The organism is Kocuria arenosa (genome assembly GCF_042879215.1).
Lineage (GTDB): Bacteria > Actinomycetota > Actinomycetes > Actinomycetales > Micrococcaceae > Kocuria > Kocuria arenosa.
Window position 1 is genome coordinate 332,653 of record NZ_JBHZTA010000003.1, and the last position, 26,977, is coordinate 359,629.

The window sequence follows — 26,977 nt, forward strand, 5'->3', positions numbered from 1 at the left end:
GGGTGTCCCGGCGCCGCGTCAGTCGCGCCGGCCGGCGCCGACCAGCTCGCGCTCGGCGTCCGGGCCCGGCGCCGCGCCGCCCCAGCCGCTCGGCCCGGCCGCGGCGGCCGGGTCGGCCGGAGCGGGCGTGCGGTCGCGGCGCAGGGAGTCGCCCTCGACGTCCACGTTCGGCAGGATCCGGTCGAGCCGGCGGGGCAGCCACCAGGCCCTCTCGCCGAGCAGGTGCATGACCGCGGGGATCAGCATCATGCGCACCACGAAGGCGTCGACGAGCACGCCGAAGGCGAGGCCGAAGCCCAGGGGCCGGACCATCGCCATGTGGGAGAACATGAACCCGGCGAACACGGAGATCATGATGATCGCCGCGGCGGTGACCACGGCCCGGCCGGCCCGGAGCCCCTCCTGCACGGCGGCACGTGCCGAGCGGCCGTGCACGAACGCCTCGCGCATCCCGGAGACCAGGAACAGCTGGTAGTCCATGGCCAGGCCGAACAGCACGCCCACGAGGATGGTGGGCAGGAAGCTGAGCACCGGGCCCGGCGCGTGCACGCCGAGGAGTCCGCCCAGCCAGCCCCACTGGTAGATCGCCACCACCGCGCCGAACGCGGCGAAGAGGGAGAGCATGAACCCGGCGGTCGCGACGACCGGCACGAGGATCGAGCGGAAGACGAGCACCAGCAGCACCAGGGACAGCCCGATCACCACGGTGAGGTAGAGCGGCAGCGCGTCGGCCAGCAGCTGGGAGACGTCGATGTTGCCGCCGGTCTGGCCGGTGACGCCGATGCCCACACCGTGCTCGTCCTCCAGGGCGGGGGACAGGGCGCGCAGGTCGTTGACGAGCTCCTCGGTGGACTCGGCGGCGGGGCCGTCCACGGGCACGACCTGGAACGCGGCGGTCCGGTGGTCCTCCGACAGCCCGGCCGGGACCACGGAGACGACGTCGTCGTTCGCCATGAGCTCCTCGCCCACGGTGAGCTGCAGCTCCGCGGCCCCGGACGCGTCCGTGCCCTCCGGCAGGTCGGCGACCACGAGCAGCGGGCCGTTGGCGCCGGCGCCGAACTTCTCGTCGAGGACCTGGTAGGTGCGGTACTGGGTGGAGTCCTCGGGCTCGGAGGAGGCGTCCGGCAGGCCCAGGCGCATCGAGGCCGCGGGGAGCGCGACGACGACGAGCGCGAGCACGCCGGCCACGAGGGTCAGCACCGGGTGGCGGGTGGCCACCCCGGGGCGGGACTCCCCGAGGTGGGCGGGCCGGCGGGCGGCGCGGGCCCGGGCGCGGGCGGAGAGCAGCCGTCCGCCCACGAGGGACAGCAGCGCCGGGGTGAGGGTCACGGCGATCAGCACGGCCACGGCCACGCAGACCGCCGCCGCGGTGCCCATGACGCCCAGGAACGGGATGCCGGTGACGTTGAGCGCGGCCAGGGCGATGATGACGGTCAGCCCGGCGAAGACCACCGCGTTGCCGGAGGTCCCGGTGGCCAGGCCGATGGACTCGTGCAGCTCCGTGCCGGCCAGCAGCTGCTGACGGTGCCGGTTGAGGATGAACAGCGAGTAGTCGATGCCCACGGCCAGGCCGAGCATGACGCCCAGCATCGGGGTCACGGACATCATGTCCAGGACCCCGGAGAAGGACAGCACCCCCAGGGCGCCGACGGACACGCCGGTGAGCGCCATCAGGATGGGCAGGCCGGCGGCCACGAGGGTGCCCAGCATGGCCAGCAGCACGATCCCGGCGATGGCCACGCCGATGATCTCGGCAGGGCCGACGAGCTGGGAGATGTCCTGGGCGATCTCCAGGGAGTAGTCGACCTGCACGCCCTCGATCTCCGTGCCGTCCACGGCGGCCTGGAGGGACTCCTTCTCCTCCGCGGTGACCGCCTGCTGCTCGGCGGTGAAGGTCACCACGGCCATCGCGGTGGTCCCGTCCGCGGAGACCGTGCGGGTCTCCGCGGCCAGGGCCATCATCCGCTCGCCGCGGTCGAGCTCGGGCAGCCCGTCCGCGAGCCGCTCCCGGTTGCGCTCGAGCTCCGCGCGGCCGTCGTCGAGGGCCTCCTGGCGGTCGTCGAGCTCGTCCAGGACCTGGTCGGGGGCGTCGGCCCGCTCGGCCTGCTCGCGGGCGGCGTCGAGCCTCTCCTGGTTCTCGTCGAGCGTGTCCTCGGCGGCGTCGAGCTGCGCGCGGCCGTCGGCCGCCTGCTCGCGCCCGTCCGCGAGCTGCTGCTCCTGCGCCTCGCGCTCGTCCTGCGCGGCGAACGGGTCCAGGACGCCGTCGACGCCCGGGGACTCCTCCGCCGCGGCGAGCGCCTCGCCGATCTGCTCGCGCTGGCCGGCGCCGAACGGGTCGCCGTCCTCGGTCTGGAACACGATCCGGCCGGTGCCGTGGCCGGCGTCGGGAAGCTCGGTCTGCAGGCGGTCGGCCAGCCGCTGGGTCTCGGTGCCGGGAACGGTGATCGCGTTGGTCAGCTGCCCGCCGAAGGCCGCGAAGGCGCCGCCGGCGAGGAGCAGGACCGCAGCCCAGGCCGCGACCACGGCCCAGGCGCGGCGGGCGGCGAAGCGCCCGAGTCGGTACAGCAGATGTGCCATGTCTCTTCTCTGTCGGTCGTGTCAGGACGGTCGTGCGCGGACTGTCGTCTCAGGGATCCCGTGCCGGGAAGCTCGTGCCGGGAATGCGGGTCGTGGGTGCGGGTCAGTCCGCGAAGCCGTGGCGCAGACGGTCGACGGCGGTGCGCACCAGCCGCTGCCAGGTCGCGCGACTGTCCGGGGTGTCCACCGCGCCCGTCTCCTCGGCCCACCGCTCGAAGGCGACGGCCAGGGCGTGGAGCAGCAGGCTCGCGAGCAGGTCCACGGTGAAGGGGGGCGCGCCGGGGACCCGGTCGGTGATCTCGGAGGCCAGCCGCGCGGTGAGGGTCTGGAACACCTCGTGCGCCCACATCGCGGTGATGGGGCTGTCCTCGCTCGCGCCCATGAGGTGGGCGATGTGGCACATGGCAGGAATCAGCTCGGTGCGCTCGATGACGTCCGCCAGCTGCTCGAGGACGGCTCCGGGGCTGGGGTTCGCGGGCGGCGGGGTGGCCGCCACGACCCGCGCGAAGTTGTCGACGAACACTCCGAGGAGCTCGCTGAAGCGCGCGTAGACGGCGTCGTCCGCGGAGGCGAAGTGGTTGAAGATCGTGCGCCGGGAGACCCCGGCCCGTTCGGCGAGGTCGTTGACGGTGAAGCGGCCCAGTCCCCGCTCCGCGGCCAGGGCGGCGGCGGCGTCGATGATGGCGCGGCGGTTGTGGTACTTCACCGCTTCCCGCCGGTCCCCCGGGGGGCGGTCCTGGGCCGGCTCGGCGGGCAGATTCGTCACGAGTGCTGACACTACGTGCATCAATGCACTCAGTGCAACATTGCACTTCGTGCACTCATTCGGAGTGGCGGTGGAGAACGACGGGTCACAGCCGGGTCACGACCCCCGGCGAGAACTCCCCGAGAGTGCCCGCGGCGGTAGCGGCAGGGCGATCATCGCGCCTACGGTCGTCCCTGACCTGCTCGAACAGCTCGACGACGAGGAGACCACCATGCACCGCTATCCACGGACCACCGCCGCCGCGGCGGCAGCGCTCCTGCTGGTCGGCACCGCGGCCGGCTGCGCCGAGGAGACCGAGCTGACCCAGGCGGATCAGTCGGGCGTGCCCTCCGAGGAGCTCGTCGGCGAGACCATGACGCTCACCGGCGAGGTGCAGGAGATCCTGGCCCACCAGGTGATCGCCATCGGCGCGGAGGACACCCTCGTGCTCGCCGACCAGCTGCCGGAGGACCTGTCCGTGGGCGACGAGGTCGAGGCCACCGGCACGGTCGAGGAGCGGGACGTGTTCACGGTCGACGACTACGAGGCGCTGCAGGAGGTCACCGACCAGGAGACCGCGCAGCTCTACGTCGGCCGCGAAGAGGAGCCGATCCTCGTCGACGCCACCGTGACGAAGACCGGCTGAACGCCCGCGCCCCCCCCCGGGCGCTCGTCGTCCCACCGGACGGACGGCGAGCGACCGGGGCCGCTGACGGGTCCGTGGCACCGGTGGCCTACCGTGGGGCCAGGACCGGACGGCCCGACGGAGAGGACAGCAGTGGAGCGGAACGAGGACGCCCGGCACCAGCACCGGCGGCCGGCCGACGAAGCCGAGCAGCTCGGCCTGGCGGAGGGGCTCTCACGCCGGCTCGACCGGCCGATGGGCATCCTGGGCGTCCTGTTCCTGTTCGTGGTGCTGGGCCAGCTGCTCGCCGAGGACCCCGGGCTCGTGGCCGCCCTCAACGTGGTCGGCTGGCTCTTCTGGGCCGTGTTCGTCGGCGAGTTCCTGCTCCGGGCCTACATCGCCCGGTTCTCCGTCCGGTTCTGGAAGCGCAACTGGTGGCAGGTGCTGTTCCTGCTGCTGCCCTTCCTGCGCTTCGTCCGCGCGCTGCAGGCCGCCCGGCTGCTCCGGCTCACCCGGCTGACGCGGGCGGGGAGCGTGCTCTCGGCCGGGGTGCGGGGTTCCCGCTCGGCGGGGAAGCTGCTGTCCGGCCGGATCGGCTGGCTCGCAGCGGTCACCGGCGTCGTCGTCCTGGTGGCGAGCCAGCTGCTGTACGTCCTCGGCCACTACGCGGGATACGGACCGGCGCTGTCCGACGCGGCGATGTCCACCGTCACGGGCCGGGAGCTCGGGGCGCGGGGGGTCTTCCCCCGCGTGCTGGAGGTGGTGCTGGCGCTCTACTCCGTGGCCGTCTTCGCCACCCTGGCCGGCTCGGTGGGGGCGTACTTCCTCCGCGGCGAGACCGCGGCCGAGGCCGCGCACTATGCGGGCCCGGACGCCGCCGAGTAGGCTGGGGCCAACCGAACAGATCAGCATGCTGTCGTTCCGGACCGGGAGGGCGGCTCTGAGAAGGAGGATCGATGAAGGCTCTGACATGGCAGGGAAAGCGCTCGGTGAGCGTCGAGGAGGTCCCGGATCCGCAGATCCAGGAGCCCACGGACGCGATCGTGCGGATCACGTCGAGCGGGATCTGCGGGTCGGACCTGCACCTGTACGAGGTGCTGGGTCCGTTCATGGACAAGGGCGACATCATCGGCCACGAGCCGATGGGCATCGTCGAGGAGGTCGGCTCGGCCGTCACCCACATCAAGGCCGGGGACCGCGTGGTCATCCCGTTCAACGTCTCCTGCGGGCACTGCTTCATGTGCAACCAGGGGCTGCAGTCGCAGTGCGAGACCACCCAGGTCCGCGAGTACAACAGCGGCGCGGCGTTCCTCGGCTACTCGCGGCTCTACGGCTCCGTGCCGGGTGGTCAGGCCGAGTACCTGCGGGTGCCGCACGCCGACTACGGGCCCATCAAGGTCCCTGAGACCGGTGAGGACGAGCGCTACCTCTACCTGTCCGACGTGGTGCCCACCGCGTGGCAGGCCGTGAAGTACGCCGCTCCCCCGGAGGGCGGCTCCCTGGCCGTGCTGGGCCTGGGCCCGATCGGCCAGATGTCCGCCCGGATCGGCCGGCACCTGGGCTACCGCGTGCTCGCGGTGGACCCGGTCGCCGAGCGCCGGGCCATGGCCGAGCGCCACGGCATCGAGACGCTGGACTCCTCCGGCGACGTGGCCGAGCGGCTGAAGGACCTCACGGACGGCCGCGGCCCGGACTCCGTGGTGGACGCGGTCGGGATGGAGGCCCACGGCTCCCACGTGGCCGGTGTGGCCCACAAGGCGGTCGGGCTGCTGCCGTCCCCCCTGGGCCGCAAGGCGATGGAGACGGCCGGGGTGGACAAGCTCGGTGCGCTGTACACCGCCATCGACGCCGTCCGGCGCGGCGGCACGATCTCGCTCAGCGGCGTGTACGGCGGCATGAAGGACCCCATGCCGATGCTCACGCTGTTCGACAAGCAGGTCCAGATGCGCATGGGCCAGTGCAACGTGAAGTTCTGGATCGACGAGCTCCTGCCGCTCGTGGACGACCCCTCGGACCCGCTGGGCGTCCTCGACCTGGCGACCCACCAGGTCCCGCTGTCGCAGGCCCCGGAGATGTACGAGAAGTTCCAGAAAAAGGAGGACGGCTGCATCAAGGTGGTGCTCAAGCCGTAGTCCCGCCCACCGTGCACGAGCCCTTCCCTCTTCGGGGAGGGCTCGTTCCGTCGCCCCCACGGAGGGCCCGGCGGGACGCCGACCGCTCAGCGGTGCGGCGGCGGGGTCCACCGGTTCGTGAGCCCCCGCGAGGTGGCCGCGGCACTGCTCCTTCCGGTGGAGGGCAGGTGCCGGGCTCAAGCCGGACGGATGACGCAGGAGTCCGCGACCTCCAGGGCCCGGTCGATGATCTCCAAGCCGCGCACGAGCTCCTTCTCTGTGATGACGAGAGGCGGGACCACGTGCAGGCGGTTGAAGTGGGTGAAGGGCCACAGCCCGTCGTTCTTGCAGGCCGCCGCCACCGCGGCCATGGGTGCGGCGTCGGGGCCCGCGGCGTTGAACGGCACGAGCGGCTCGCGGGTCCGCCGGTCCTTCACGAGCTCGATGGCCCAGAACATCCCGAGTCCGCGCACCTGGCCGACAGCGGGGTGGCGGGACGCCATGTCCTCCAGTCGCGGGCGGACCACCCGTTCGGCGAGGTCGTGGACGTGCTCGAGGATGCCCTCCTCCGCCAGGGCCTCGAAGGTGGCCACGCCCGCGGCGCACGCCAGGGGGTGCCCGGAGTAGGTCAGTCCTCCGGGGAACGCACGGTCGTCGAAGGTCCGGGCGACCTCATCCGAGATCACGACTCCGCCGAGGGGCACATACCCGGAGTTCACTCCCTTGGCGAAGGTGATGAGGTCGGGTGCCACGTCGAAGTTCTCGACGGCGAAGACCTTTCCGGTGCGCCCGAAGCCGGCCATGACCTCGTCGGCGATGTACAGGATGCCGTACTTGTCGCACAGCGCCCGCAGACCGGGCAGGTACCCGGGGGGCGGGACGAGGATCCCGTTGGTGCCCACGACGGTTTCGACGATGACAGCCGCGACGGTGGAGGGCCCCTCCAGAACGATCACCTGCTCCAGGTGCTCCAGCGCCCGCGCGCACTCCTCCTCCTCCGTCTGGGCGTGGAAGGCGGAACGGTAGAGGTAAGGGCCGAAGAAGTGGGCGACGGACGGGTCCCCGGGTTCGTTGGGCCACCGGCGCGGATCCCCCGTGAGCGAGATCGCCGTGGTGGTGGACCCGTGGTAGGAGCGGTACTGGGAGAGCACCTTGTGCCGACCCGTGTGGGCCCGGGCCATGCGCACGGCGTTCTCAACGGCGTCCGCACCGCCGTTGGTGAAGAACACCTTGGCGGCGCCCTCCGGGGCCGCCTCCACGATGAGCCGGGCGAGCTCGCCCCGGACATCGTTGGCGAACGCCGGGGCGATCGTGGCCAGTCGCGCCGCCTGCTCCTGGATCGCGGCGACGAGCCGGGGGTGCTGGTGCCCGAGGTTGAGATTGACCAGCTGCGAGCTGAAGTCGAGGTACTCGTGGCCCTGGTAGTCCCAGAACGTGGAGCCCTTCCCCCCGGCGACCGGCATCGGGGCGATCTGCGCCTGGGCGGACCACGAGTGGAAGACGTGGGCGCGGTCATCGGCGCGCACCGCGGCCTCGGCGGCGTCGGCCGCAGCGCCGGTGCGGGAGTCGGTCGGGGTGTTCATGGTGTGCTCCTGTGTCTCGGGTGCCCTCGGTGAGATGTTCGGTGGGTGGATCGGCCGTCGTGTGAAGGCGCGGAGGCTCCGGTCCGGCCCCCGGAAGCCGTTGGAGGAGGACGAAGGAGTTGCCGAGGGCGTCTCGGTCACGGCGGCGCCCACCTGGGTTCGCGGGTGCCGTTGCCGAGGTTTGTCACGGGTCAGTTCCCGCCCTCCGCAAGGGCGACCTCGATCGGCGCGAAGTCCTCGCCCCGGGTGTCGACCCCCTCCTCCTCGAGCTCGGCCAGCGCCTGCTCGATGTACTCGGTGGTGTAGGCGTCCTCGGGCGGCGCCCCGCTGATGATGGTCGCTCCGGTCTCGTTCTTCGTGCCGGTGGCGATCTCGACGGTGTTCTCCCACGCAGCCTCGTCGAGCACGCCGATGCCGTTGGTGGCCGGCCAGATCAACTTGTTGGTCTCGTTGGTCATCCACAGCTGGTGGCTCTGGCCGAGGGTCGAACCGTTCTCGGTCACGATGGAGGCCGCCTCCTCGGGGTTGTCCTTGGCGTACCCCCAGCCCTTCACGACGGCCTTGAGGAACTGCACGGTGGTGTCGGCGTACTGCTCGTCCTCGGCGAGCCGCCCGGCATCAGCCCAGACCGCGTCCTGAAGCATCGCGGTGCCCTCCTCATTCCAGTCGATGACGTTGAGGTCCTCCGGCCGGTAGAGCTCGCCGGTGTCCGGGTCGGTGCTCTCGAGGACCTGGGCGTATTCGTTGTACGTCATCGCCTGGGCGGCATCGATGTCCCTGGAGAGGAAGCCGTTCATGTCGAAGGCCTGCTGCACCAGCTCGATGTCCGAGAGCTCCACGCCGGCCCGTTGCATGCCTGCGAACAGCTCCCACTCGTTGCCGTAGCCCCACGAGCCGATCCTCTTGCCCGCGAAGTCCTCGGGCGAGTCGATCCCCGAGTCCGCCATGGCGATCTGCAGCGTGCCGCTGCGCTCGAAGATCTGGGCGACGTTGGTGATGTTCGCGCCCTGCTCGATGGAACCGAGCACCTTGGGCACCCAGGCGATGGCGTAGTCGGCGTCGCCCGAGGCCAGGACGTCCTGCGGGACGATGTCCGCCCCGCCCTCGAGGATCGTCACGTCGAGGCCCGCCTCCTCGAAGTAGCCCTGGTCCAGTGCGGCGTAGTAGCCCGCGAACTGGGCCTGCGCCGACCACTGAAGCTGCAGGGAGACGGGGGTCAGCTCCTCGGGGCCTCCGGAGCCCTCCGCGGACGAGGGGTTGTCCGCCGGGCCTCCGCACCCGCTGAGGACCAGCGCGGCGACGGCTCCCGCGCCCGTGAGGCCGAGGCGGTTCCGCTGGGTGGTGTTCATGGTGTCCTCCGACTGTGGTGGGCCTCGGCGGCCGTGGGATCGCGGGGTGGGTTCGTGAGCGTGGTCAGTGGCGGGTTGACAGGCGTTCGAGCAGGACGGTGGCGAGGTAGAAGACGAGCCCCACGGTGACGGCGCCCAGGACATAGGCCCACGCCAGGGTGTAGTTGCTGCTGGCTGCCGCCGAGGTGATCGACTTGCCGAGCCCGCCCACCGGCCCCCCGAAGTACTCGGCGACGAGCGCGGAGATCACCGCGAGGGAGGATGCCTGCTTGAGGCCGGTGGAGATGTGCGGAAGGGCTCCGGGGACGGTGACCGCACGGGTGGCCTGCCAGGTGGTAGCAGCGCAGGCCCGCATGAGATCCCGGTGGACCGGCTGGACGCGACGGAAGCCCTTGAGCGAGTTGACGTACACCGGGACGAAGGCGGCGACCCCGGCCACGATCTGGCGGGCGGCCTGCGCGTCCGCGCCGTACATGGTGTAGAGGACGGGGGCCAGGGCCACCACCGGCACGACGGACAGCGCGGCGACCAGGGGGCTGCCGAGGCGCTCGACGGAGCCCAGCGCGGCCGCGAGCACGGCGGCGACCACCCCGATCACGGCGCCTCCGGCGAGCCCCACGAGGGAGTTGCGCCCCGTGACGGACGCCGCGGCCGCGACGTTGCCCGCGTTCTCGGCGAACGCCCCGGCGATGTCGAAGGGGGCCGGCAGCACGAACGGCTCGATGCCGAGGACCGTCACGGCGCCCTGCCACAGCAGCACGGCAAGTACGCCCAGGGCCAGCGGCGGGACCAGGGCACCGAGCCGGGCGGACGGGACACCGTTCATCGGGTCTCCGTCCCGCGCACAGCCCCGGTCGGCGCCCGGCCGCCGTGGAGCACCCCTCGGACCTCCGTGATCGCCGCGTAGAAGGCCGCCTCCTCGCGCAGCCCCTCACCCCGGTTCCCTCCGAGGCCCACGGGGACGATCCCGCGGATCCGTCCGGGCCGCGCGGACATCACCATGATCCGGTCCGAGAGGAACACCGCCTCGGGGACGGAATGGGTCACGAAGACCACCGCGGCGCCCGTCTCGGTGCGGATCCGCGCGAGCTCGGTCTGCATCCGTTCGCGGGTCATCTCGTCGAGCGCTCCGAAAGGTTCGTCCATCAGCAGCAGCCGGGGACGCTCGGCGAGCGACCGGGCGATGGCCACGCGCTGCTGCATGCCCCCGGAAAGCTGGTCCGGGTGCTGCTGGGCGAACTCCGTCAGCCCCACCATGGCCAGCAGCTCGGCGGAGCGCTCCCGCCTGGCTCGGGCGCCGACGCCGTGCATGTGCAGCGGCAGTTCGACGTTCTCCTGGACGGTGCGCCAGGGCAGCAGGCCGGCCTGCTGGAAGACGATGCCGTACTCCCGGTCCCTTCGGGCCTGCCCTGCGGGCTTGCCGAACACCCGCACGGCCCCGGCGGAGGGCTGATCCAGGTCCGCGACGAGGCGCAGCAGCGTGGACTTGCCGCAGCCCGAGGGCCCGATGAGCGAGACGAACTCCCCCGGGGCAACCCGCAGCTCCACGTCCCGGAGGGCCGTGACGGTCTGCTTCCTGCCACTGAACACCTGGCTCACCCCGCGGACGTCCACGGCGTCCGCGGGGGCGGGGCCGTTGTCCGTGCTCTTCCCCTCGTCGTTCATGACGAGATCTCTCCTCTGCGGTAGCGGCGCAGGAGGTGCCCGATCAGCCCGACGGCCCCGACCGCGATGAGGCCCAGCAGCACCGCCCCGAAGATCGGCGCCCACGGCTTGGCGGGGTCTCCCCCGGTGGAGGCGGCGAACTCGACGATCATCCGGCCGACACCGCCCCGCAGCCCGATGGAGACCTCCGCGACGACCGTGCCGACCACGGCGCTCGAGGCAGCCAGGCGCAACGACGGGATCAGGTAGGGCACACTGGCAGGCAGCCGCAGGTGGAGGAGGATGCGCCACCAACCGAGGCCCAGGGTGCGCATGAGGTCGAGGTGGTGGGCATCGGGTGACTCCAGGCCGCGCAGTGCGCCGACGGCGACGGGGAAGAAGGCGAGGTAGGCGGCGATGAGGGCGACCGACATCCAGTTCTGCCACTCCAGGGGACCCAGGTGCACCTGCGCACCCCACCGGCGCACGAGGGGAGCGATCGCGATCAGCGGCACGGTCTGACTGAGCACCACCCAGGGCAGCACGGCGGACTTCGCGGGCCGGAAGCGCTGCATCAGCAGGGCCAGGGCGAGACCGAGCAGCACCCCCACCAGCCATCCCACGGCGACGATCCCCAGGCTGAACAGCACGGCGGAGGCGACGTCCTGCCACAGCGGGGCGGCGGTCGAGGTTCCGGTCGTCGGCTCGAGCAGCCGGAGCACCATCTCCCACACGTGCGGCATCGCCAGGTCGGTGGTCCGAGGCAGAACCGGCACCGGACCGACCCGGACGCCGTTCTCCGGACCCAGCAGCTTGTACAGCTCCCAGAGCAGCACCGGGACCAGCAGCCCGCCGAGGTCCCAGGCCCACCGGTACGGACGTCGCCGCCCGCGCCGGGGCGGGACCGTCTCCGGTTCGGTGAAGCTGGCCAGCGGTGGCTGAGCCGGCGGTCGGGTCATGACCTGGCCGCGACCTTCTCGGTCAGAGCGGGGATGACCGTCTCCCCGTAGACCCGCAGCGTCTCCTCCTTGTTGTCGTGCTGGAGATAGCCCGCGAACTGCGTGGCGCCCAGCTTCTCGAGCCGCTCGAGCTTCTCGATGTGCTGCTCGGCCGTGCCCAGGACGCAGAACCGGTCGACGATCTCGTCCGGCACGAACGCGGTGTGCGTGTTGCCGGCGCGGCCGTGCTCGTTGTAGTCGTAGTTCTGCCGGCCCTTGATGTAGTCCGTGAGGGCGGTCGGCACGTCCGAGCGCTCGCCGTACTTCGCCACGATGTCGGCCACGTGGTTGCCGACCATGCCGCCGAACCACCGGCACTGGTCCCGCATGTGCGCCAGGTCCTCCCCCACGTACATGGGGGCGGCCACGCAGAACCGCACGGACATCGGGTCGCGCCCCGCCTTCTCGGCGGCCTCGCGGACCGTCCTGATCATCCAGGCGGCGATGTCGGGATCCGCCAGTTGCAGGATGAAGCCGTCGCCCACCTCTCCGGCGAGCTTCAGTGCGAGCGGCCCGTAGGCGGCCACCCACACTTCGAGCGTGGAGCCCCGGCTCCAGGGAAACTGGAGGGTGACGCCGTTGTGCTCGACGGCCCGGGAGTTGGCGAGCTCCCTGATGACGTGGATCGACTCGCGCAGGGTCTTCAGCGTGGTGGGGGCGCCGTTGGTCACCCGCACGGCCGAGTCGCCGCGGCCGATCCCGCAGACGGTGCGGTTGCCGTACATCTCGTTGAGCGTCGCGAAGACCGAGGCCGTCACCGTCCAGTCCCGGGTAGCGGGGTTGGTGACCATCGGACCGACCGTGATCCTGCGGGTCTCGGCCAGGATCTGGCTGTGGATCACGTACGGTTCCTGCCACAGCAGGTGGGAGTCGAACGTCCACACGTGGCTGAACCCGTGCTGCTCCGCGAGCTTGGCGAGCGCGACCGTCCGGCTCGCGGGCGGATTGGTCTGCAGCACCGCGCCGAAGTCCATGGGTCCTCCTTCTCGGGTCGGGTCTCAGACGAGGTACTGGCTCGTGCCGCGCCGGACGTACCGGCCGTGCCCCTTGCGGCCGAGGTACCGGCCGCCGTCGACGAGCACGGTCCCGCGGGAGATGACGGTGTCCACGTGCCCGTCGATCTCGAAGCCCTCCCAGGCCGAGTGATCCATGTTCATGTGGTGGGTCTTCTCCAGGCCGATGGAGGTGTGGCCGTCGGGATCGTAGAGCACGATGTCGGCGTCCGCGCCCGGGGCGATGACGCCCTTTCGCCCGTGCAGGCCGAACATCCGGGCGGGCGTGGTGCTGGTGATCTCCACCCAGCGCTCCAGGCTGATCCTCCCGTCCACCACGCCCTGGTACATGAGGTCCATCCGGTGCTCCACGGAGCCGATGCCGTTGGGGATCTTCGAGAAGTCGCCGACTCCCGCGTCCTTCTGGCCCTTCATGCAGAACGGGCAGTGGTCGGTGGCGACCGTCTGGACGTCGTTGGTGCGCAACGCCTGCCACATGTGGTCCTGGTGGTGCTCGTGCTTGGAGCGCAGGGGCGTGGAGCACACCCACTTGGCGCCCTCGAAGCCCCCGGCGCCGAGCTGGTCCTCGAGGGACAGGTACAGGTACTGGGGGCAGGTCTCGCCGAACACGTTCTGCCCGCGGTCCCGCGCCGCGGCGAGCTGCTCGACGGCCTGCTTGGCGGAGACGTGCACCACGTACAGCGGGGCCCCGGTGAGATGGGCGAGCATGATGGCGCGGTGGGTGGCCTCCTCCTCCATCTGCCAGGCGCGGGCGACCCCGTGGTAGTACGGGTCGGTCTTGCCCTGCGCCAGCAGCTCCTCGACCATGACATCGATGGCCGGCCCGTTCTCGGCGTGCATCATGGTCAGCAGCCCGGTCTCGGCGCTGAGGCGCATCGCCCTGTAGATCTGGGCGTCGTCGCTGTAGAAGACCCCGGGGTAGGCCATGAACAGCTTGAAACTGGAGACGCCCTCGTCGAGCAGGCCCCGCATGGCCTGCAGGGAGTCCGCGTCGACGTCGCCGATGATCTGGTGGAAGCCGTAGTCGACGGCGCACTCGCCCGCCGCCTTCTCGTGCCACGCCCCGAGCCCGTCCATGACGCGCTCGCCGCGTTTCTGGACGGCGAAGTCGATGATCGTGGTGGTACCGCCCCAGGCGGCCGCGCGGGTGCCGGTCTCGAAGGTGTCGCTGGCGGTGGTGCCCCCGAAGGGCATCTGCATGTGGGTGTGGGCGTCGATGCCGCCAGGGACCACGTACTTGCCGGTCGCCTCGAGCACGGTGTCGACGCTCCTCCGCAGGTCGCTGCCCAGCAGCTGCGATCCGCTCTCCAGGACGGCGACGATGCGCTCGCCGTCGACCAGGACGTCCGCTTCGGCGCGGCCCGTCGAGGTGACGACGGTCCCGCCGGTGATCAGGGTGGTGCTCACGGTGTCTCCTTCGTCGGGGCGGGCGGTCGGCCGGGAGCGTCCGTCACGGAGCCACGATCGGGGCGTAGGTGTCCGGGCGGCGGTCGCGGTAGAACTGCCAGGTGTGCCGCATCTCGCGGACCAGGTCCATGTCCAGGTCGCGGATCAGCAGTTCCTCGTCCGTGCTCGTGGCGGTGTCGTCCACGAAGTTGCCCTGCGGGTCGACGACGTAGGAGGTGCCGTAGAAGTTGACCGCAGCGTCCCCGAACTCCTCCGTCTCCGCGTCCACCCGGTTGGGGACGACCACGAAGTAGCCGTTCGCCGCGGCGGCGGTGGGCTGCTCCAGCTCCCACAGCCGGTTGGACAGCCCCGGCTTGGACGCGTTGGGATTGAAGACGATCTGCGCCCCGCCCAGGCCCAGCGCCCGCCAGCTCTCCGGGAAGTGGCGGTCGTAGCAGATGGCGACGCCGAGCTTCCCGACAGCGGTGTCGAACACGGGCCAGCCCAGGTTGCCCGGACGGAAGTAGAACTTCTCCCAGAAGCGATCCACGTGCGGCAGGTGGTTCTTGCGGTACTTGCCCAGGTAGGCGCCGTCCGCGTCGATGACCGCGGCCGTGTTGTAGAGGACGCCCGGCTGCTCCTCCTCGTAGACGGGCAGCACGATCACCATGTGGTGCTCCGCGGCGAGCGCAGCGAAACGCTCGGTCAGCGGGCCGGGCACGGACTGGGCGTACCGGTAGTACCCGGCGTCCTGGACGATCCCGAAGTAGGGGCCGTGGAACAGCTCCTGGAAACAGATGACCTGCGCCCTCTCGGCCGCTGCCCGCCGCACGAAGTCCTCGTGCTTGCGGACCATGGATTCCTCGTCCCCGGTCCACGCGGCCTGTGTCAGCGCTGCTCTGATGATCGTCATGGGTGCCTCCCGAGGTCGCCGCGGCTGGCGTGTTTCCATGATGCTGTCGCGATTCCGGGCTTTCCTCACTCTCATCACCGAACATTTCTCGATCGTTTCTGAGGGATGGGCGTTCTTCGGCCGGCGCGGCAGGAGTGCATCGTTGTGGGCAGGAAGCATCCGCGTCCTAGACTTCGGTGCAGGAGATCGCCGGTTCCGCTCTGACCGGCACGGTTGGCCCGGGTGTGGGCCATGGGTCCCGCTACCGCCGTCCGGCCGCGCCCTCGAGGAACCCATGCCCAGATCACCGTCGACCGCCGCAGCCCTGCTCCTCGTCTTGGCCGGGTGCGCCGCGTCGCCCGCGTCGGACGACGCCGGGAATCCGTCCGCGGCGTCCGCTTCCTCCCCCACCGTTTCCTCCGCCACCGTGGACAACTGCGGGACCGACGTCCCCCTGGGGCAGGCTCCGGAACGGGTCGTCACCATCAAGTCCGCAGCCACGGAGATGCTGCTGGCGCTCGGGCTGGAGGACCGGATCGTGGCCACCGCCTTCCCGGACGGACCCGTCCCGCCGGACCTCGCCCCCGAGCGGGGCCCGCTCCCCGTGCTCTCCGAGTCCGTGCCGTCCCAGGAGGCCGTCCTCGCCCTGGAGCCCGACTTCGTCTACGCCGGCTGGGAGTCGAGTCTCACCGCGGACGCGGTGGGCGACCGTGGCTTCCTCGCCTCCTTGGGCATCGGCAGCTATGTGTCCCCCTCGGCGTGCCGCGGCGAGGAGCACCGGCCGGACAAGCTCGGCTTCGAGGACGTCTTCGATGCCATCACCGAGGCGGGAGCGGTCTTCGGCGCCCCCGAGGCGGCCGCCGAGCTCGTCGCGCAGCAGAGGATCCTGCTCGACTCCGTGGCACCGGCCCGCGAGGGGACGACGGTGCTGTGGTACTCCTCCGGCACGGACGTCCCCTATGTCGGCGCCGGCACCGGGGCTCCGCAGATGATCCTGGAGGAGCTCGGCCTCGTGAACGTCGCCGCGGACGTGGAGGACTCGTGGGCCTCCCTCAGCTGGGAAGCCGTTGTGGCGGCGGATCCGGATGTCATCGTGCTCGTCGACGCACGGTGGAACACCGCCGAGAGCAAGAAGGAGCGTTTGCGCGCCGACCCTGCGACCTCGACCCTGGAGGCCGTGCTGGAGGAGCGCTTCCTCGTGGTCCCGTTCGCCGCGGGAGAGGCCGGGGTCCGCAACGCCGAGGCGGTCCTGGACCTCGCCGCGCAGCTCGAGGCCTTGGAGGCGCGACCATGACGGCCCTCGAGCCGCGCACCGCCGGGGCCCTGCGGCCGGCTCGCCGCGCGGACCGCGTGCCCGTCCGGCCCGCGGCCCTGGCCCTGGGCCTCGCACTGGCCGGCACGGTGGTCGTGGCGGTGACCATGGGTCCGGCGGAGCTCACGGTCCCGGACGTGCTGCGGAGCGTGCTCGCGCACCTGGGCGCCGGAACGAGCCCGCTGCCGCTGATCGAGGACAACATCGTGTGGCACATCCGCCTGCCGCGCGTCCTGACCGCAGGGGCGGTCGGCGCCGGGCTGGCTGTCAGCGGCGCGGTGATGCAGGCGCTGACCCGCAACTCGCTGGCCGACCCGTACCTGCTCGGCCTCTCCTCCGGGGCCTCGCTCGGCGCCGTGGCCGTCCTGCTCCTGGGCCTGCACCTGCTGCTGCCTCTGGCCGCCTTCGCGGGCGCCCTGCTCGCCCTGGGCACCACCCTGCTGCTGGCCCGGCTGGCCGGTGGGCTGACCCCGGCGCGCACGGTCCTGGCCGGGGTCGCGGTGTCCTCCCTGGGCACTGCGCTCACGAGTCTGCTGATCTTCTGGACGGCCACCGGGGACTCGTACCGGGACATCATGGGCTGGCTGATGGGCTCGCTGAGCGGTGCCCGGTGGTCGGGCGTCCTGGTCGTCCTGCCCGTGCTGGTCCTGGCCCTCGTGCCCCTGCTCGCGGCGGCACCTGTGCTGGACGGCTTCGCCTTCGGGGACTCGGCGGCCGCGGCGCTGGGGATCAACGTGCCCGCCGCCCGGTGGTTCCTTCTCGTGGCAGCAGCCCTGCTCACGGGCGTGATGGTCTCGGTCAGCGGGGCCATCGGCTTCGTGGGCCTCGTGCTGCCGCACGCGGTACGGCTGGTGGCCGGACCCGGCCACCGAGCACTGCTGCCGCTCTCCGCGCTGCTCGGAGCGGTCTTCCTGATCTGGGCGGACACGCTGGCGCGCACCGTCCTCGACCCCCGCGAGCTGCCGGTGGGCGTGGTCACCGCCGTGGTCGGGGCACCGGTCTTCGCCCTGCTACTGGCCAGGCGGCAGGGGCCACGATGAGCGGCGTGGCCGTCCGCGGAGTGACGGTCGAACTCGGTGGGCGGCTCGTGCTGGACGGTGTCGACTGCACCGTGCCGGCCGGAGCGGTCTGCGCGGTCGTCGGCCCGAACGGTGCCGGCAAGTCCACGCTCCTGCGCGCGATCGCAGGGCTCACCCGCACCTGCCAGGGCCGGGCCGTGTGGGAGGGGGAAAACCTGCTGTCCATGCGCGGCCGGGACCGGGCACGCGTCGTGGCGTTCGTCGAGCAGGAGTCCACGACCGAGGAGACCCTGACCGTTCGGGAGGTCGTGGCCCTCGGCCGCGTTCCCCACCGCCCCCTGCTGGGTTTCGGCGACACCCGGGACGACGCCGCGGTTCGAGCGGCACTGCGCACGACCGCGTGCGCCGAATTCGCAGAGCACCGCTTCCTGGACCTCTCCGGGGGCCAGCGCCAGCGCGTGCAGCTCGCGCGCGCCCTGGCTCAGCAACCGCGGCTGCTCGTGCTGGACGAGCCGACCAATCACCTGGACCCGCACGCCCAGCTGTCCACCCTGCGTCTGGTCCGGGAGCTGGCCGCCGAGGGCGTCACCGTGCTCGCGGCGCTGCACGACCTCACCCATGCCGCAGCCTGGTGCGACCACGTGGTCGTTCTCTCCGCCGGGCGGGTGGTCGCGACCGGCGAACCGGACGCGGTACTCACCCCGCAGCTGATCGAGGCGGTCTACGGCGTCGAGGCGCACCTCCTCGAGCACCCGGTCACCGGACGGCCCGTGATCGCGCTGTCCTTGCCCCCGACGGGGTCGGGTTCCGTGCCTCCCGCCGCCGGTTCGGCCAGCGCGGTGGCATAGCCCTCCTCCCACGCCTCCTTGCTGCCGCGCCGGAACATGTCGTCCTCCGCGGGCCGGACCAGCACGGACGCTCCTTCCCGGGCAGCGGGATGCTCGGCGTCCACCACCAGCTCGGGCAGCCCCCGCACCACAGCGACGGGGCACCTGCGGGTCTTGCCCTTGACGAGATCGGCGGCGGCGGCGATCTCGTCGGCCACGGCAGTGACCGTGGCCGACAGAACCAGGCCGTGGTCGTCGGTCGAGCCCCGCAGGTCCTCGACCACGCGCACACTCGCGGCGCCGATCGCCGCGTCGGTCTGACCGATCCGCCAGGCACGGCCCAGGGTGTCGGTGACGACGACGCCCACCGCCACGCCCAGGCGCCGCCGAAGTCCGGCCACGAGCCGGCGGGCGGAGGCGTCAGGGTCCTCCGGCAACAGCAGCACCGTACCGGGGGGCGCGTTGCTGCTGTCGACCCCTGCGGCCGCGGCCACGATGCCGAGCCGGTTCTCCACGATGCGGGTGGCGCCGCCCGGATGGACCTTCGTCGCCACGACCCGGATCGTCTCGTCCGTGATGGCCTGCTCCCGGTTCTCGGCGCTCACCGATCGGCCCTCGGCCTTGGAGACGACCTTCGAGGTGACCACGAGGATGTCCCCGGTTCGCAGCGTTCCGCCGGCCGCCCCCACGATCAGGTCCACGAGGTCGTGCCCCTCGGCGACCTCGCCGATGCCCTCCAGGGCCCACACCTGCAGGACGGGCGCGCTCATCGGCGCAGGGCGGGGAGGACGGAGCGGGAGAACTCGTCGATCCACTCCCGCTGGTTGCGACCGACGTTGTGCAGATAGATCCTGTCGAAGCCCAGGTCGACGAATCGTTGGACGTGGGAGCGGTGCACGTCGGGGTCGCTCGAGATGACCATGCGGCCCTCGAAGTCCTCGGGTCGGACGAGCTTGGCCATCTGCTCCAGCTCGAACGGCGAGCGGATGTCCCCCTTGGGGAACTTCATGCCGCCGTTCGGCCACTCCACCATGGCGTTGGTCAGCGCCTGCTCGTCCGTGTCGGCCCAGCTCAGGTGCAGCTGAAGGACCTTGGGCATGCTCCCGGGGTCCTTGCCGACCTCCCGGGCGCCGGCATCGAAGCGGTCGAAGAGCATCTGGATCTTCTCCAGGGGTGCGCCCACGGTGATGAGGCCGTCCGCACGGCGGCCGGCCCGCTTGGCGGTGACCGGTCCGGCCGTGGCCACCAGGATCTCCGGTGCCGTCTCGGGCATCGTCCACAGCCGGGTGGACTCCATCGTGTAGAACTCGCCGTGGTGCCTGACGTCCTTGCCCTCGAGCGAGTGCGTGAACAGCTTCCGGATGATGTCGATGGCTTCGAACATCCGGTTGATGCGTTCCGGAGCCTCCGGCCAGTACTGGGCGGTGATGTGCTCGTTCAGAGCCTCTCCCGAGCCGAGACCGAGCCAGTGCCGCCCGGGGTACATGGCCGCAAGCGTGGCCGAGGCCTGCGCGACCATGGCGGGGTGCCAGCGGAAGGTGGGCGTGGTGACGCCCGGGCCCATGTCCCCGGCGGTGCGCTCACCGATGGCCGCCAGGACGTTCCACACGAAGGCCGACTGCCCCTGGGCGGGGACCCATGGCTGGAAGTGGTCGGCGGCCATGACCCCGGAGAAGCCGGCCCGTTCGGCATACTCGGACAGCTCGACGGCCTCTCGCGGGTGGAACTGCTCGAGCATGGCGGCGTAGCCGATCCGGAGCGATGCGTTCATGACCGCAACCTATCTGTCCCGGATGCCCGAGCGGTCATGTTCCTCTCCCCTGCGTGAAGATTTCACGGGCATGCCCGGGTTGCTCCCGGCCCCGTGTCACGGTGTGACGGTGATCCGCACCCGCGCCGGGAGCAGGGCGTCGAGATCGCCGTCCAGGGCCAGGGCGGGCGTGCTCGAGCCGAGGGCGGCGTCCGGGACGCCGTGCACCGCCATGCGCAGGGCGAGCTCCGTGGTCAGCCACGGGGTGGTGCCGTAGCCGGGGTTGCCCTCTGCCTCCAGCACGGCGGGAAAGCTGCTGCCCTCGTGGGTGGAGAACACCCCGCGGGTCGTCCACGACCAGCCGGTGCGCACATCGCCCACCGGACCCGTCCCGACCTGGGGCAGGACCTCCGCCAGGACGTCGGCGAGCCGCGCGCGCACCGGGTGCGGCAGGCCGGTGGCGAGACCGGCGAGCGCCTGGAAGACGGCCACCGCCACGGCCGCGGCGAAGCGCCCGGCCCCTCGGAGCCCGCCCGCGCGGCCGACGTCCATGGCCTCGCGGAAGGCCACGGGGTGCGCGGCGGCCCCCGGGACGGGACTGAGGGCCTGGGTGCGGTGCACCACCGGGGGGTTGATCGCCGCGAGCGGGCTCATGGCCGCGAGCACCCGGCCGCCGGCGGTCCGGGGGCGCAGGCGCAAAGGGCTGAACCCGCGGACGGCGTCGGGGTCCGCGGCGGTCCCGCTGCCCGGCGCGGGGTCCGGGAGGCGGGCGGCGACGTCCCCGGTGCGGGCGGGGTCGGGGTCCCGGAGCACCTCGACGAGGCTCTGCACGGTCCCGCCCGAGACCGACTCCGAGAACCCGGTCCCGGGCGGAGTGCGCACGGAGGTCACGAGGTCCGCGGTGCGCAGGGTCTCGCCCCGGGCGGCGGCGTGCCGGCGGGCGGCGTCGACGAGGACGTCGGCGGGCAGGGCCTCGAAGCCCGCCGTGTGCACGAGCGCGACCCCGGCGGTCCGCGCGGCCTCGTGCAGGTCCCGGTCGGTCCGGTGCACGAGCTGGGCCTCGCCCGTCACGTCGACGTAGTGGGTGCCCTCCGCGACGCACGCGGCGAGCACCGGGGGCGCCAGCCGCGTGTAGGGCCCGGCGAGGTCGACCAGCACGTCGACCCGGCGGACGAACGCGCGCAGGGAGTCGGGGGCGGCGATGTCGGCGTGCAGGACCTCGGGGACGGGAAGGTCCCGGTCGGCGCACAGGGTGCGCACGCGCTCGGGGTCCCGGGCGCCGACGACGACGTCCGCTCCCGCTTCGGGCGCCCGCGCCAGGAGATGGGCCAGCGCCACACGCCCGGTGATGCCGGTGGCGCCGAGAAGGCCCACGACGGGCCGGGGGCTGTGCTCTGGTTCCATCCGGCCACTCTAGGGGAACGGCCCGGCCGCCGGCCGGGCACCGGGGCGTCCCGGGCGCCGGAGTCCCCCAGGCACCGCATCGCCCCTGGCGGCGCCCAGGTCCAGGGCCTACCGTGGCGGGCAGGGGTCCGGGTCCTCGATTCGCGCCCAGTGCTCCGCATCCGCCGACCCGTGACTCTCGGCCTGCGAGCTCCGCTCCGCGCCTCCCGCTCCGTGAGTCCCGCTCCGTGACTCCCGCTCCGTGACTTCCGACCCGCGCCACTCGAGAAAGGCCCCGCCGTGACCGCCTCCCCCGTCAGCACCCGCCGCACCGGGCTGCGGCCCACCGCCGCGGACCGCGTCCGGCAGGTCGCGGTCACCATCAGCGAGATCGCGTGCCTGCTGGGCACGCTCGTCGGGATCGGCGTCTTCGGCACCCGGGTCGAGGAGTCGTCCGGCGGCAGCCTCTCCGCGGACGCCACCCTGCTCGCCCCGGCCGGCACGGCGTTCTCGATCTGGTCGGTGATCTACCTGGGGCTGTTCGCCTACACCGTCTGGCAGTGGCTGCCCTCGCGGGCGACGGACCCCCGGGCCCGCGCCACCGGATGGCTCGCGGCGGCGTCCATGCTCCTCAACGCCGGCTGGCTGCTGGTCACCCAGCAGGGCTGGATCTGGACCAGTGTCGGGGTCATCGTCGCCCTGGTGCTGGTCCTGGGCCTGCTGGTGGTGCGCCTGACCGAGCTCCCCGGCCGGCGCGGCCCACTCGACCTGGTCGTGGTCGACGGCACCTTCGGGCTGTACCTGGGATGGGTGTCCGTCGCGACGGCCGCCAACGTGGCGGCCGCCCTCGTGGCCTCGGGCGTGCCGCAGGAGGGCCGGGGCGCCGAGTGGATCGGCGTCGGCGTCGTGCTCGTGCTCGCCACGGTCGTCGCCGCCGTCCAGAGGCGGGTCGGCGGCCGGTGGGCCGTGGCCGCCGCCTCCGCGTGGGGACTGTCCTGGATCGCGGTCGGCCGGGCCACGGACGAGCCGCGGTCCATGATCCTGGCCTGGGGCGCCGCCGCGGCGGCTGTCCTGGTCGTGCTGGCCACCGCGTACTTCCGCCGGGGCGCCGGCGTCCGGGACGGCGCCGCTCAGCACGGCGCCGGACGGAACGGCGCGGGTCGGAACGGCGCCGACCAGCACCGGGCCGATCGGACTGCGCACACCGATCGAACGGTGGACGAGCAGCGCTGAGGGCCCTCCGCGTGCTCCCGCCACCGATTCCCCGCGCGGCGGCTCAGCCGCGCAGCCGGAGGAGCGCCCGCACCGCCGCGTCCCCGTAGCCGCCGCCGAACCGGACGGCGTGCACCAGCAGCGGCGGCAGCTGGTACCACGGCACCCGCTCCTGCCAGCCGGGCGCGAGCGGGTGCTCGGCGTCGTAGGCGGCCAGGCACTCCTCGCCGAAGCCGCCGAACAGCAGCATCATCGCGATGTCGACCTCGCGGTGCCCCCAGTGTGCCGACGGGTCGATCAGCCAGTTCCGCCCGCGGACGTCCACGAGCCGGTTGCCGGCCCACAGGTCGCCGTGCACCAGGGTGGGCGGTTCCTGCGGACCGGCGAGCTCCTCGGCCCGCGGGGCGAGCTCCTCGAGCAGGTCCGCGGCGTGCGCAGCGATCCGGCCGGCCGCGACCGCGTCCCGCAGCAGCGGGCGGATCCGCCGGCCGAGCAGGAACGCCGCCCAGTCCTGGGTCGGGGACAGGTCCACCTCGAAGGACCCGATCCTCGCGGGCAGCTCCGGGGCGAGCCCGCCGAAGGCCTTTCCCTGCGTGCGGTGCAGCGCCGCGAGCCCGCGCCCGCACTCCTCCTCGGTGCCGGGCCGACGCCGGCCCGGCGCCTCGTCGATCCACTCGAGGACGATGCCGTCGTCCGTCCACCGCACGACCTCCGGCACCCCGAGGACCTCCGGCACGTGCTCCCGCAGGGCGTGCAGGCCGGCGACCTCCGCCGCCATCATCCTGGCGGGCGGGTCCGCCATGGTCTTCGCGAACAGGGGTCCCCGTGCCGTCTCCAGGCGGAAGGCCGACGCGGTGTCGCCCCCGCCGAGAGGAGAGGCCCGTTCCACCCCGAGTCCGCCGACGAGGTCGTCGGTGAGGTCGTGCGGCAGGCCGGCCGCAAGGTCGAAGGTGCTCATGCCGTCCGTTCTCCTCGATCCGTCCTGCTCCGTGCCGACGTCCGCGTCCCAGCTCTGCCGGAAGCCGGCCGTCGTCCTGCGGTTGTCGTGCGGTTGCCGTGCGGTTGCCGTGCCGTTGTCGTACCGATGTCGCGCCTAGGCCTCGAGCCGTTCCGCGAGGTTCACGCCGGCCCGCGCCCGCACCACGGCGTCGACGGCGCGGATGAACCCGAGGTGGCTGAACGCCTGGGGGAAGTTCCCGGCGAGCCGCCCGCTCCCGGGGTCGTACTCCTCGGCGTAGAGGCCCAGGTCGTTGGCGTAGCCCGCGAGCTGCTCCAGGAGCTCACCGGCGTCGTCCACCCGGCCGCTGCGCGCGTACTGCTCCACGAGCCAGAACGTGCAGATGAGGAACGGGTACTCGTCGCCCTCGAGACCGTCCAGGCCGGAGGCGGTCCGATAGCGGTGGACCAGACCGTGCGCTCCCCGCAGGTCCCGCTCGATCCGGGCCACGGTGCCGAGCATCCGCGGGTCGTCGTAGGCCACGAAGCCCGTGTGCGGCAGCTGCAGCAGCGAGGCGTCCACCTCGGTGTTGTCGTAGGTCTGCGTGAACGTGTTCAGCTCCGTGTCGAAGCCGTGCTCCAGGATCTCGGCGCACAGCCGGTCCCTCAGGTCCCGCCACCGCTCCACCGGCCCGGAGAAGCCGTGCTCCTCGACGGCGCGCACGCCCTGGTCGAAGGCCGCCCACATCATGGCGCGCCCGTGCACGAAGAACCCGGCGCTCCCGCGCATCTCCCAGATCCCGTGGCCGGCCCGGTCGAAGTTGCGCTCGCAGAAGCGCAGCAGGTTCTTCTGCAGACCCCACGACCACTGGTCCTCCTCCACGCCGGCGTCCCGGAGGGCGGCGAGCGCGAGCATGACCTCCCCCACGACGTCCGCCTGGTACTGGCCCACCGCGCCGTTGCCGATCCGCACGGGAGTCGAGGCCTCGTACCCGCCGAGGTGGCCCAGCTCGCTCTCGGGCAGCTGCCGCTCCCCGGCCAGGCCGTACATGATCTGGACCTGGTCGGGGTCCCCGGCCACGGCCCGCAGCAACCAGTTGCGCCAGTGCAGGGCGCCGTCGGTGAAGTCGTGGGCGACGAGCACCTCGATGGTCAGGGCGGCGTCCCGGAGCCACGTGTAGCGGTAGTCCCAGTTGCGCGATCCCCCGAACTCCTCGGGCAGCGAGGTGGTGGGCGCCGCGACGATCCCCCCGGTCCCGCGGTGGGTGAGGGCCCGCAGCACGAGCAGCGAGCGCAGGACGGCCTGCTCGTGGCGCTTGTGGGTGCTCACGTGCGAGGACCACTCGGTCCAGAAGGACACCGCCCGGTCGAGGGCGGCGGCGGGGTCCACGGGGGTGGGCAGCGCGTGGTGGGACTCGTGCCAGGTCAGCACCCAGTCCAGGGACTCCCCTGACGAGAGCGGGAAGCGTCCGCCGAGCCGGTCGGCGACAACGCCCTCGTCCTCGTCGGGGTGCCCCGTCTCGTTCCGGACGGCGTCCTCGAGCGGGTCGACGCGCGGGAAGTCCTCGGGGTGCAGCATCGGTCCGGTCAGGAGCAGGGCGTCCGGGCCGGCGATCGAGAGCTGCCCGCACGTGCCGTTGCCGTCGATGTCGACCCGTCGCGTCCAGGGCAGGGCGCGCCCGTAGTCGAAGCGGATCCGCAGGTCGTGCTCCACCTCGACCGTCCCCGAGGTGCACTCGACCCGCCGCACGAGGTCGGCGTGGTCCGGGTGGTCGTCCCCGGCGGCCACGGGGGGCAGGAAGTCGGTCACCACGACGGTCCCGGTGGGGGTGCGCCACGTCGTCTCGAGCACGAACGTGCGGGGCAGGTAGCGGCGGGACGTGACCTCGCCGTCGACGGCGGAGAGCTTCCAGCGCCCGTCCTCGGGCGTGCCCAGCAGGGCCCCGAAGACCGACGGCGAGTCGAAGCGGGGGAAGCACAGCCAGTCGACGCTGCCGTCCCGGGACACGAGCGGCCCGGTGTGCAGATCGGACAGCAGCGCGTAGTCCTCGAGGGGGGTGGACGGGGGCCGGGTCGCGTCGTCGCTCATCCGCCCATTCAACCAGCCTCGACCGGGTGTCCGGTCGGCACAGCGCCGTCGCCGTGGCCGCGGACCGCCCGGACCGGCGAGCCGGCGGGATCGGAGGCGTGCTCCTCGGAGGCCGGGGTACCGTGCTGGCATGACCACCATCAGGACCCTGATCGTTCTCGGCGCCACCGGCGACCTCACGTCCCGTCTGCTCCTGCCGGGGCTGGGCACGCTGCTCAGCTCGCAGCCGGAGCTGCGGATCGACGTCGTCGGATCCTCCCGCGAGCCCGCGGACGGGTGGGAGCAGGTCGTGGCGGAGGCCTTCGACGTCGTCGGCGCCTCCGGGCCCGCCGCCGCGCACACGCGGGAAACCGCCCGCTACGTAGCCGGCGACGTCACCGATGCCGGGGACCTCGCCCGCCTGCTCGACGACGTCGAGGGCCCGGTCTGCCTGTACTTCGCCCTGCCCCCGGCGGTCACCGCGCAGGCGTGCGAGGCCATGGCCGGAATGGACCTGCCGGAGGACCTGGTGCTGGCCCTCGAGAAGCCGATCGGCTCCGACACGGAGACCGCCCGGGAGCTGAACCGGCTCGTGGGCCGGATCGTCCCGGAGGAGCGGACCTTCCGGGTGGACCACTTCCTGGGCATGCCGGCGGTGCTCAACTTCGTGGGGCTGCGCTTCGCCAATCGTCTGCTGGAGCCGCTCATGAGCCGGGAGCACGTGGAGTCCGTGGAGATCGTCTTCGACGAGACCCTGGGCCTGGAGGGACGTGCGGGGTTCTACGACGCCACGGGGGCGCTGCGGGACATGATCCAGTCCCACCTGCTGCAGGTCATGGCCCTCGTCATGATGGAACCGCCCTCCTCCTTCGACCAGGTGGAGATCCCCACGCTGACGAGCCACGTGCTGCGGGCCACGAAGCTCTGGCAGGACGATGTCGCGGGGGCCGCGGCCCGTGGCCGCTACACCGCCGGCGGCGTGGACGGCCGTGAGCTGCCCGACTACACGGCCGAGGACGGCGTGGACGCGGGGCGCGGGACGGAGACGTTCGCGCAGGTGGTCCTCGAGGTCGACACGTGGCGCTGGAACGGCGTGCCGGTCACCCTGCGCTCGGGCAAGGCGGTCGGCAACCCCCGCCAGGAGATCGCGATCACGTTCCGCCGCCCGCCGCACGACTACGAGCAGCTGCCCCGCTCGGGGGACGTGGCCCCGAACGTCCTGCGCATGGGCCTCGAGGAGGAGCAGCTGAGCCTGGAGCTGAACGTGGGCGGGCCCTTCGACTCCCGCGGGATGACCCGGGTGACGCTCTCGTCCGGGATGGCCCGGCCGGGCCTGACCGCCTACGGCAGCGTGCTGCGGGGCATCCTCGAGGGCGACCACACCTTCAGCGTCCGCGGGGACGCGTCGGAGCAGGGATGGCGCATCGTCGACGAGGTGCTCGCCGCCTTCGAGGACGGCCGGGTCCCGCTGCTCGAGTACCCGGCCGGCAGCTCCGGGCCCGTCTGAGCGGGAGGCGCGCCGGCCGGGGGCCGCCGCGCCGTCGCCG

At 72.5% G+C, this 26,977-nt stretch carries 22 protein-coding genes and 1 pseudogene; 8 read left to right on the forward strand and 15 right to left on the reverse strand.

Annotated elements, in window-relative coordinates:
• Window positions 1–18: 18 nt before the first annotated feature.
• The gene (locus ACFYE3_RS07520) at window positions 19–2,577 is read right to left on the reverse strand and encodes an MMPL family transporter (protein ID WP_387607592.1); all 2,559 of its coding nucleotides are present in this window, start codon (window positions 2,575–2,577) and stop codon (window positions 19–21) included.
• Between the two features lie 103 nt (window positions 2,578–2,680).
• Window positions 2,681–3,343 (reverse strand): TetR/AcrR family transcriptional regulator, encoded by a 663-nt coding sequence (locus ACFYE3_RS07525; RefSeq protein ID WP_387607594.1) that lies wholly within the window; start codon window positions 3,341–3,343, stop codon window positions 2,681–2,683.
• Window positions 3,344–3,554: 211 nt separating this feature from the next.
• Between ACFYE3_RS07525 and ACFYE3_RS07530 the strand changes: the two genes are divergently transcribed.
• The 3 genes from ACFYE3_RS07530 to ACFYE3_RS07540 all read left to right on the forward strand — a co-directional run bounded on the left by ACFYE3_RS07530 (window position 3,555) and on the right by ACFYE3_RS07540 (window position 6,079).
• The gene (locus ACFYE3_RS07530) at window positions 3,555–3,968 is read left to right on the forward strand and encodes a hypothetical protein (protein ID WP_387607596.1); all 414 of its coding nucleotides are present in this window, start codon (window positions 3,555–3,557) and stop codon (window positions 3,966–3,968) included.
• 132 nt (window positions 3,969–4,100) lie between these two features.
• Window positions 4,101–4,832, forward strand: coding sequence for a hypothetical protein (locus ACFYE3_RS07535; RefSeq protein WP_387607598.1), 732 nt, complete (start codon window positions 4,101–4,103; stop codon window positions 4,830–4,832).
• 71 nt (window positions 4,833–4,903) lie between these two features.
• Window positions 4,904–6,079 (forward strand): zinc-dependent alcohol dehydrogenase, encoded by a 1,176-nt coding sequence (locus ACFYE3_RS07540; protein ID WP_387607600.1) that lies wholly within the window; start codon window positions 4,904–4,906, stop codon window positions 6,077–6,079.
• A gap of 176 nt (window positions 6,080–6,255) precedes the next feature.
• On the opposite strand, the gene ACFYE3_RS07545 is transcribed toward ACFYE3_RS07540, so the two are convergent.
• From ACFYE3_RS07545 to ACFYE3_RS07580, 8 genes are all read right to left on the reverse strand, one after another.
• The gene (locus ACFYE3_RS07545) at window positions 6,256–7,641 is read right to left on the reverse strand and encodes an aspartate aminotransferase family protein (RefSeq protein WP_387607602.1); all 1,386 of its coding nucleotides are present in this window, start codon (window positions 7,639–7,641) and stop codon (window positions 6,256–6,258) included.
• Window positions 7,642–7,832: 191 nt separating this feature from the next.
• Window positions 7,833–8,990, reverse strand: coding sequence for an ABC transporter substrate-binding protein (locus ACFYE3_RS07550; protein WP_387607603.1), 1,158 nt, complete (start codon window positions 8,988–8,990; stop codon window positions 7,833–7,835).
• 64 nt (window positions 8,991–9,054) lie between these two features.
• A complete protein-coding gene (locus ACFYE3_RS07555) occupies window positions 9,055–9,816 on the reverse strand; it encodes an ABC transporter permease (protein ID WP_387607605.1) in 762 nt (253 codons plus the stop codon).
• On the reverse strand, window positions 9,813–10,655 hold the full coding sequence (locus tag ACFYE3_RS07560; protein ID WP_387607607.1) for an ABC transporter ATP-binding protein: 843 nt from the start codon (window positions 10,653–10,655) through the stop codon (window positions 9,813–9,815). Before ACFYE3_RS07560 ends, ACFYE3_RS07555 begins: the two co-directional genes overlap by 4 nt.
• Window positions 10,652–11,593, reverse strand: coding sequence for an ABC transporter permease (locus tag ACFYE3_RS07565; RefSeq protein WP_387607609.1), 942 nt, complete (start codon window positions 11,591–11,593; stop codon window positions 10,652–10,654). Before ACFYE3_RS07565 ends, ACFYE3_RS07560 begins: the two co-directional genes overlap by 4 nt.
• Window positions 11,590–12,606 carry a TIGR03842 family LLM class F420-dependent oxidoreductase gene (locus tag ACFYE3_RS07570; protein WP_387607611.1) on the reverse strand — a complete coding sequence of 339 codons (1,017 nt, stop codon included), beginning with the start codon at window positions 12,604–12,606 and terminating at the stop codon, window positions 11,590–11,592. Before ACFYE3_RS07570 ends, ACFYE3_RS07565 begins: the two co-directional genes overlap by 4 nt.
• 24 nt (window positions 12,607–12,630) lie before the next feature.
• A complete protein-coding gene (hydA, locus tag ACFYE3_RS07575) occupies window positions 12,631–14,052 on the reverse strand; it encodes a dihydropyrimidinase (RefSeq protein ID WP_387607612.1) in 1,422 nt (473 codons plus the stop codon).
• A 43-nt stretch (window positions 14,053–14,095) separates the two neighbouring features.
• Window positions 14,096–14,944, reverse strand: a complete 849-nt coding sequence (locus ACFYE3_RS07580; protein ID WP_387607614.1) for a nitrilase-related carbon-nitrogen hydrolase — start codon at window positions 14,942–14,944, stop codon at window positions 14,096–14,098.
• A gap of 274 nt (window positions 14,945–15,218) precedes the next feature.
• Here ACFYE3_RS07580 and ACFYE3_RS07585 point away from each other — a divergent pair, with 274 nt between their 5' ends.
• From ACFYE3_RS07585 to ACFYE3_RS07595, 3 genes and pseudogenes are all read left to right on the forward strand, one after another.
• Window positions 15,219–16,217, forward strand: coding sequence for a putative F420-0 ABC transporter substrate-binding protein (locus ACFYE3_RS07585; RefSeq protein ID WP_387607616.1), 999 nt, complete (start codon window positions 15,219–15,221; stop codon window positions 16,215–16,217).
• Window positions 16,214–17,275, forward strand: a complete 1,062-nt coding sequence (locus ACFYE3_RS07590; protein ID WP_387607618.1) for a putative F420-0 ABC transporter permease subunit — start codon at window positions 16,214–16,216, stop codon at window positions 17,273–17,275. The genes ACFYE3_RS07585 and ACFYE3_RS07590 overlap by 4 nt, the downstream gene beginning before the upstream one ends.
• Window positions 17,272–17,715, forward strand: a pseudogene (locus ACFYE3_RS07595) (ABC transporter ATP-binding protein); the annotation flags it as partial. The gene ACFYE3_RS07590 and the pseudogene ACFYE3_RS07595, both read left to right, overlap by 4 nt.
• A gap of 260 nt (window positions 17,716–17,975) precedes the next feature.
• On the opposite strand, the gene cofE reads toward ACFYE3_RS07595, so the two are convergent.
• The 3 genes from cofE to ACFYE3_RS07610 all read right to left on the reverse strand — a co-directional run bounded on the left by cofE (window position 17,976) and on the right by ACFYE3_RS07610 (window position 21,235).
• Window positions 17,976–18,851 carry a coenzyme F420-0:L-glutamate ligase gene (cofE, locus tag ACFYE3_RS07600; protein WP_387607619.1) on the reverse strand — a complete coding sequence of 292 codons (876 nt, stop codon included), beginning with the start codon at window positions 18,849–18,851 and terminating at the stop codon, window positions 17,976–17,978.
• Window positions 18,848–19,852: a TIGR03557 family F420-dependent LLM class oxidoreductase gene (locus ACFYE3_RS07605; RefSeq protein WP_387607622.1), complete on the reverse strand. Its 1,005-nt coding sequence runs from the start codon at window positions 19,850–19,852 to the stop codon at window positions 18,848–18,850. Before ACFYE3_RS07605 ends, cofE begins: the two co-directional genes overlap by 4 nt.
• A gap of 96 nt (window positions 19,853–19,948) precedes the next feature.
• Window positions 19,949–21,235 carry a saccharopine dehydrogenase NADP-binding domain-containing protein gene (locus tag ACFYE3_RS07610; protein ID WP_387607624.1) on the reverse strand — a complete coding sequence of 429 codons (1,287 nt, stop codon included), beginning with the start codon at window positions 21,233–21,235 and terminating at the stop codon, window positions 19,949–19,951.
• A gap of 279 nt (window positions 21,236–21,514) precedes the next feature.
• On the opposite strand from ACFYE3_RS07610, the gene ACFYE3_RS07615 reads away from it, so the two are divergent.
• The gene (locus tag ACFYE3_RS07615) at window positions 21,515–22,447 is read left to right on the forward strand and encodes a tryptophan-rich sensory protein (RefSeq protein WP_387607626.1); all 933 of its coding nucleotides are present in this window, start codon (window positions 21,515–21,517) and stop codon (window positions 22,445–22,447) included.
• A gap of 43 nt (window positions 22,448–22,490) precedes the next feature.
• Here the strand turns inward: ACFYE3_RS07615 and ACFYE3_RS07620 are convergent, their stop codons facing one another.
• Together ACFYE3_RS07620 and ACFYE3_RS07625 are read right to left on the reverse strand one after the other, a co-directional pair.
• Window positions 22,491–23,384, reverse strand: a complete 894-nt coding sequence (locus tag ACFYE3_RS07620; protein WP_387607628.1) for a fructosamine kinase family protein — start codon at window positions 23,382–23,384, stop codon at window positions 22,491–22,493.
• A 135-nt stretch (window positions 23,385–23,519) separates the two neighbouring features.
• Entirely contained in the window at window positions 23,520–25,451 is a 1,932-nt protein-coding gene (locus tag ACFYE3_RS07625) for a glycoside hydrolase family 15 protein (RefSeq protein ID WP_387607631.1), read from the reverse strand.
• Between the two features lie 130 nt (window positions 25,452–25,581).
• Between ACFYE3_RS07625 and ACFYE3_RS07630 the strand changes: the two genes are divergently transcribed.
• Window positions 25,582–26,937, forward strand: a complete 1,356-nt coding sequence (locus ACFYE3_RS07630; protein WP_387607633.1) for a glucose-6-phosphate dehydrogenase — start codon at window positions 25,582–25,584, stop codon at window positions 26,935–26,937.
• Window positions 26,938–26,977: the final 40 nt, after the last annotated feature.

What these genes read in the sequence shown, in the direction of transcription:
- ACFYE3_RS07570 (WP_387607611.1), bottom strand. Translation starts at nt 12,606, where the DNA reads ATGGACTTCGGCGCGGTGCTGCAGACCAATCCGCCCGCGAGCCGGACG.
- ACFYE3_RS07610 (WP_387607624.1), bottom strand. Translation starts at nt 21,235, where the DNA reads ATGGAACCAGAGCACAGCCCCCGGCCCGTCGTGGGCCTTCTCGGCGCC.
- ACFYE3_RS07545 (WP_387607602.1), bottom strand. Translation starts at nt 7,641, where the DNA reads ATGAACACCCCGACCGACTCCCGCACCGGCGCTGCGGCCGACGCCGCC.
- ACFYE3_RS07580 (WP_387607614.1), bottom strand. Translation starts at nt 14,944, where the DNA reads ATGACGATCATCAGAGCAGCGCTGACACAGGCCGCGTGGACCGGGGAC.
- cofE (WP_387607619.1), bottom strand. Translation starts at nt 18,851, where the DNA reads ATGAGCGCGCCCGTCCTGCAGGTGTGGGCCCTGGAGGGCATCGGCGAG.
- ACFYE3_RS07520 (WP_387607592.1), bottom strand. Translation starts at nt 2,577, where the DNA reads ATGGCACATCTGCTGTACCGACTCGGGCGCTTCGCCGCCCGCCGCGCC.
- ACFYE3_RS07540 (WP_387607600.1), top strand. Translation starts at nt 4,904, where the DNA reads ATGAAGGCTCTGACATGGCAGGGAAAGCGCTCGGTGAGCGTCGAGGAG.
- ACFYE3_RS07630 (WP_387607633.1), top strand. Translation starts at nt 25,582, where the DNA reads ATGACCACCATCAGGACCCTGATCGTTCTCGGCGCCACCGGCGACCTC.
- ACFYE3_RS07620 (WP_387607628.1), bottom strand. Translation starts at nt 23,384, where the DNA reads ATGAGCACCTTCGACCTTGCGGCCGGCCTGCCGCACGACCTCACCGAC.
- ACFYE3_RS07565 (WP_387607609.1), bottom strand. Translation starts at nt 11,593, where the DNA reads ATGACCCGACCGCCGGCTCAGCCACCGCTGGCCAGCTTCACCGAACCG.
- ACFYE3_RS07555 (WP_387607605.1), bottom strand. Translation starts at nt 9,816, where the DNA reads ATGAACGGTGTCCCGTCCGCCCGGCTCGGTGCCCTGGTCCCGCCGCTG.
- ACFYE3_RS07590 (WP_387607618.1), top strand. Translation starts at nt 16,214, where the DNA reads ATGACGGCCCTCGAGCCGCGCACCGCCGGGGCCCTGCGGCCGGCTCGC.
- ACFYE3_RS07605 (WP_387607622.1), bottom strand. Translation starts at nt 19,852, where the DNA reads ATGAACGCATCGCTCCGGATCGGCTACGCCGCCATGCTCGAGCAGTTC.
- ACFYE3_RS07530 (WP_387607596.1), top strand. Translation starts at nt 3,555, where the DNA reads ATGCACCGCTATCCACGGACCACCGCCGCCGCGGCGGCAGCGCTCCTG.
- ACFYE3_RS07550 (WP_387607603.1), bottom strand. Translation starts at nt 8,990, where the DNA reads ATGAACACCACCCAGCGGAACCGCCTCGGCCTCACGGGCGCGGGAGCC.
- ACFYE3_RS07585 (WP_387607616.1), top strand. Translation starts at nt 15,219, where the DNA reads ATGCCCAGATCACCGTCGACCGCCGCAGCCCTGCTCCTCGTCTTGGCC.
- ACFYE3_RS07625 (WP_387607631.1), bottom strand. Translation starts at nt 25,451, where the DNA reads ATGAGCGACGACGCGACCCGGCCCCCGTCCACCCCCCTCGAGGACTAC.
- ACFYE3_RS07560 (WP_387607607.1), bottom strand. Translation starts at nt 10,655, where the DNA reads ATGAACGACGAGGGGAAGAGCACGGACAACGGCCCCGCCCCCGCGGAC.